At 70.3% G+C, this 3849-nt stretch carries 5 protein-coding genes; all 5 read right to left on the bottom strand.

Annotation, left to right across the window (positions count from 1 at the left end; translation table 11 throughout):
* Positions 1-723, bottom strand: coding sequence for a DNA polymerase III subunit epsilon (gene dnaQ / locus HUV06_RS15060; RefSeq protein WP_174302063.1), 723 nt, complete (start codon positions 721-723; stop codon positions 1-3).
* Between the two features lie 110 nt (positions 724-833).
* The gene (locus HUV06_RS15055) at positions 834-1628 is read right to left on the bottom strand and encodes an inositol monophosphatase family protein (protein WP_174302062.1); all 795 of its coding nucleotides are present in this window, start codon (positions 1626-1628) and stop codon (positions 834-836) included.
* Between the two features lie 78 nt (positions 1629-1706).
* On the bottom strand, positions 1707-2315 hold the full coding sequence (coaE, locus tag HUV06_RS15050; RefSeq protein ID WP_174302061.1) for a dephospho-CoA kinase: 609 nt from the start codon (positions 2313-2315) through the stop codon (positions 1707-1709).
* The gene (gene aroE, locus HUV06_RS15045; protein ID WP_174302060.1) at positions 2312-3181 is read right to left on the bottom strand and encodes a shikimate dehydrogenase; all 870 of its coding nucleotides are present in this window, start codon (positions 3179-3181) and stop codon (positions 2312-2314) included. Before aroE ends, coaE begins: the two co-directional genes overlap by 4 nt.
* On the bottom strand, positions 3168-3761 hold the full coding sequence (locus tag HUV06_RS15040; RefSeq protein ID WP_174302059.1) for a nucleoside triphosphate pyrophosphatase: 594 nt from the start codon (positions 3759-3761) through the stop codon (positions 3168-3170). The genes aroE and HUV06_RS15040 overlap by 14 nt, the downstream gene beginning before the upstream one ends.
* Between the last annotated feature and the right edge of the window lie 88 nt (positions 3762-3849).

Genomic DNA, 3849 nt, shown 5'->3' with positions numbered 1-3849 from the left:
CTAGGCCTCCAGGCTGAAACCCAGCGTGCGCCAGAGCGCCTTGTCCTTCAGCACCTTATCCACGAAAGCGCTGTGCGCCGCGCGCTCCTCAGGGGTCGAGCGCGGGGCCAAGGGCCTGGGGCGGGGCGCGTATCCGCCGGCCTTGATGTCGGCGGCCAGGCGCGCAGCGGTCGCGGCCTGAGGGCCAAGATCGAGCCCCCGTTCCTTGCCGCCCTGCAGCTCCAGATAGACCATCGCCAGCAGCCGCGTGTCGATCAGGGCGCCGTGCTTCTCCCGCTCGGCCAGCGAGATCTTGAACCGCTTACACAGGGCGTCCAGCGAGTTGTACATGCCCGGAAACCGCTTCTTGGCCAGCTCGTAAGTGCAGCGCCAGCGCTGTTCAGGCAGGGTCTGGCGGCCGCAGCGTTCCAACTCGTGGTTGACGAAGCCTCGGTCGAAGACGGCGTTGTGGGCGACAAGCTGCGCGCCGGCCACAAAATCCAGGAAGGCGTCGCAGATGTCGGGCTCGTGGAACTTCGGCCTGCCCATCAGGGTGGCCCGCGAGATGCCGTGCACCTTCTCCGCATCCGGATCGATGTCGCGTTCAGGATCGATGTAGCGGTGAAAGTAAGCGCCCGTAGGCAGCAGATCCTCGATCTCGATGCAGGCGATCTCGATGACCCGGTGGCCCGACCGCGGATCGATGCCGGTGGTCTCGGTGTCCAGGACGATCTCGCGGGCCATCCGGACTAGATGAGGCGGTTCGCGGGACAGGTCCAGCGGTCAACGGGTCGCGACCAGGGCTTCTCAAGACGCGTCACCGCCTTTCCGCTCGCGCGGACGGGCTCAACGCGTCACCCAGCGGCTGCGATCCGGTCCGACAGCAGCGGATGTAGCTCCAGGTTAGCGGCCAGGATCGTCGGAAGATGCAGGTCGAGGGGCTGACCATCCACCGCGGTGACCTTGCCGCCGGCCTCGGTGACCAGCAGCACCCCGGCCGCCACGTCCCACGGCTTCAGGTCCCGCTCCCAGAACCCGTCGAAGCGGCCCGCGGCCACCCAGGCGAGGTCGAGCGCGGCGGAGCCGAAGCGGCGCACGCCCGCCACCCGGCCGGTGACCTGGTGCAGCTCCTTCAGGAACTGGGCATGCCCGGGCTTTCCAAGAAAGGGGATGCCGGTTGCGAAGACGCAGTCGTCCAGCTTCCGCCGGGCGGCGACGCGCAGCCGCTTGTCGTTGTTGTAGGCGCCCTTGCCGCGCTCCGCCCAGAAGGTGTCGTTGGTCACCGGGTTGTGGGTCACCGCCGCCACGACCTGGCCCTCGCGCTCCAGGGCGACGTTCACCGCGAAGTGGGGGATGCCGTGGAGGAAGTTGGTGGTGCCGTCGAGGGGATCGACGATCCAGGTGTGGGTCTTGTCGGTGCCCTCGACCAGGCCCTTCTCCTCCCCGAGGAAGGCATAGCCGGGGCGCGCCTTGGACAGCTCTTCCAGGAGGGTCTGCTCGGCCGCCGTATCGGCGTTGGAGACGAAGTCGGCCGGCCCCTTGCGGGAGACCTGCAGTTCCTCGACCTCGCCGAAGTCGCGGGCGAGCTTGCGGCCCGCCTTGCGCGCGGCGTCGATCATCACCTTGAGCAGGGCGGTGGGGGTGGTCACGTGGGCTGTCCGATCGAGACGCTTGGGCGATAGGCGCGCCGAGGGCGAGCGCAGGACCGACAGGCGGCCGACCCCGGCTTACGTCGGCTTCCACCCCGGTTGCAAGACTTCAGCCATGATGGCCTCCACTCGGGCGCGGGCCGCCGCCAGCCCGTGCCCGGTGTCGATGATGAAGCTGGCGCGTGAACGCTTGTCCGCATCGGGGGTCTGGCGCGCAAGGAGCAGGGCCAGCTTGTCGGCGTCCATGCCCGGCCGGGCGAGAACCCGGGCGCGTTGCACCTGCGCTTCCGCGGTGACCACCACCACCGCGTCCACGGAGCGCTCCAATCCCGTCTCGAACAGCAGGGGGACATCGAGCACGGCCACCCTGGCGCCCGAGGTGCTGGCCGCATCCAGGAAGCCGGCCCGCTCCGCGGCCACCAGCGGGTGCACGATCTGCTCGAGGGTGGCCAGCGCCACCGGATCGGCCTTCACCCGGCGGCTGAGCACGGCGCGATCCACCGCGCCGTCGTTCCCGACCGCCTCCGGAAACAGGGACATCAGGCGGGGGCCGGCCTCGCCGCCCGCCGCATAGAGACCATGCACCGCAGCGTCGGCGTCGTAGACCGCTGCGCCGGCGGCGGCGAACATGGCCGCCGTGGTGCTCTTGCCCATGCCGATGGACCCGGTGAGGCCGAGCAGGATCATTGGCCGCCCTCTTCCAGCGCCGCCAAGGCCAGCGCCCGCACGTCGACCTGTGGCGGGACAGGGCGGCCGAACAGGGCTTGGAAGGAAGGGATCGCCTGGCCCACCAGCATCGCCAGCCCGTCCACCGTCTGCAGACCCCGCGCCTGCGCCTGGCGCAGCAAGGGCGTGCAGAGCGGCCTGTAGACCATGTCCATCACCACCGCTTGCGGAGGCAGGGCCTGGAGGGGCGGGTCCAGGTCGCCGCGCCCCTCCAGGCCGGCTGACGTGGCGTTGATCACTAGGAAAGCTTCGGCGAAGACATCGGCCAGCCGCTCTCCCTCCATCGCATCGGCGCCATCGAACGTCTGGGCCAACATCACGGCGCGCTCACGGGTGCGGTTGACGATGCGGACCGTGAACCCGGCAACCACGAGTGCGGCCACTGCGCCCCGCGCCGCTCCGCCCGCCCCAAGCACGACGACGACACCTGAGCCCGCCGCCCAGCCCGGCGCCTGCAGGTCCAGCGCATAAAGCAGGCCGATCCCGTCAGTGTTGCGAGCCTCGACCGCCCCCGCGTCGTCGAACAGCAGCAGGTTGGCGGCGCCGGCGGCCCGCGCCGGCTCGTCGGCTCGATCCGCCAAGGCGAGGGCGGCTTGCTTGAACGGCAAGGTCACGTTCAGGCCGGCCATCGAGCCGCGCCTCAGTCCCGAGATGAAGGCGTCGAACTTGTCAGCTTCCGGCGAAAAGGGGACATAGACGGCGTCCAGCCCGGCCGCGGCGATCCAGGCGTTGTGGATCAGGGGGCTGAGGGACTGGCGCACCGGGGCGCCTACCACGCCTGCGACCCTCGCCGCTCCGCTGAAGGCCGTCACCTCACGCCGCCACATGTCCCTGCGCGCGCAGGAAGTGGAGCAACGGCAGCAGAGGCAGGCCCAGCACGGCGAAGTAATGACCATCGATGGCCTCGAACAGCTGCACGCCCATGGCCTCGAGCCGGTAGGCGCCCACGCACCCCAGCAAAGCCTCGCCCTCTCTCGTCAGATAGGCGTCCAGGAAGCCATCGCTGAAGCCTCGCATGCGCAGCCGCACCGTCTCCACCGTCCGCCAGATCACCGCTTCGCCCTCGCTCACCGTCACCGCGGCGTGGAGCCGGTGCTCACGCCCGCGAAGAGCCTGCAGCTGGCTCCGGGCGTCAGCCAGGGTGGGGGGCTTGTCAAGGAGCCGTCCCTCCAGGTCGAGCGTCTGGTCGGCGCCGATGACCAGGCCTTGACGTCCGCGCGCGACCGCTAGGCCCTTGGCCTCGGCCAGGTCGCAGGCGACCTCCCGAGGGGATCGTCCCCGCGCCAGGGCGCGCGCCTTCAAGGGCGCCTCGTCCAGCTCCGCCGCCTGCACGGTGAAGCTCACGCCGGCGTCGGCGAGCAGGCGGGCGCGCGCGGGGCTGCGTGAGGCGAGGACCAGCGCGCTCACGCCAGCGCCTCTACAGCGCCCGACGCCGTGCGGGTGTTCAGCAGGTTGATGATGGCCGCAGCCGTCTCCTCGACAGACCGGCGCGTGA

Origin of the sequence: Caulobacter sp. S45, from assembly GCF_903642205.1 — a bacterium.
In the GTDB taxonomy this organism is placed as follows: Bacteria; Pseudomonadota; Alphaproteobacteria; order Caulobacterales; family Caulobacteraceae; genus CAHJWH01.
Note: the sequence above shows the minus strand (reverse complement) of the source record. Positions and strands in the feature narration are given on the sequence as shown.

Excerpts from the sequence above, each read along its gene's own strand:
- coaE (WP_174302061.1), bottom strand. The coding sequence starts at position 2,315 with ATGATCCTGCTCGGCCTCACCGGGTCCATCGGCATGGGCAAGAGCACC.
- aroE (WP_174302060.1), bottom strand. The coding sequence starts at position 3,181 with ATGTGGCGGCGTGAGGTGACGGCCTTCAGCGGAGCGGCGAGGGTCGCA.
- dnaQ (WP_174302063.1), bottom strand. The coding sequence starts at position 723 with ATGGCCCGCGAGATCGTCCTGGACACCGAGACCACCGGCATCGATCCG.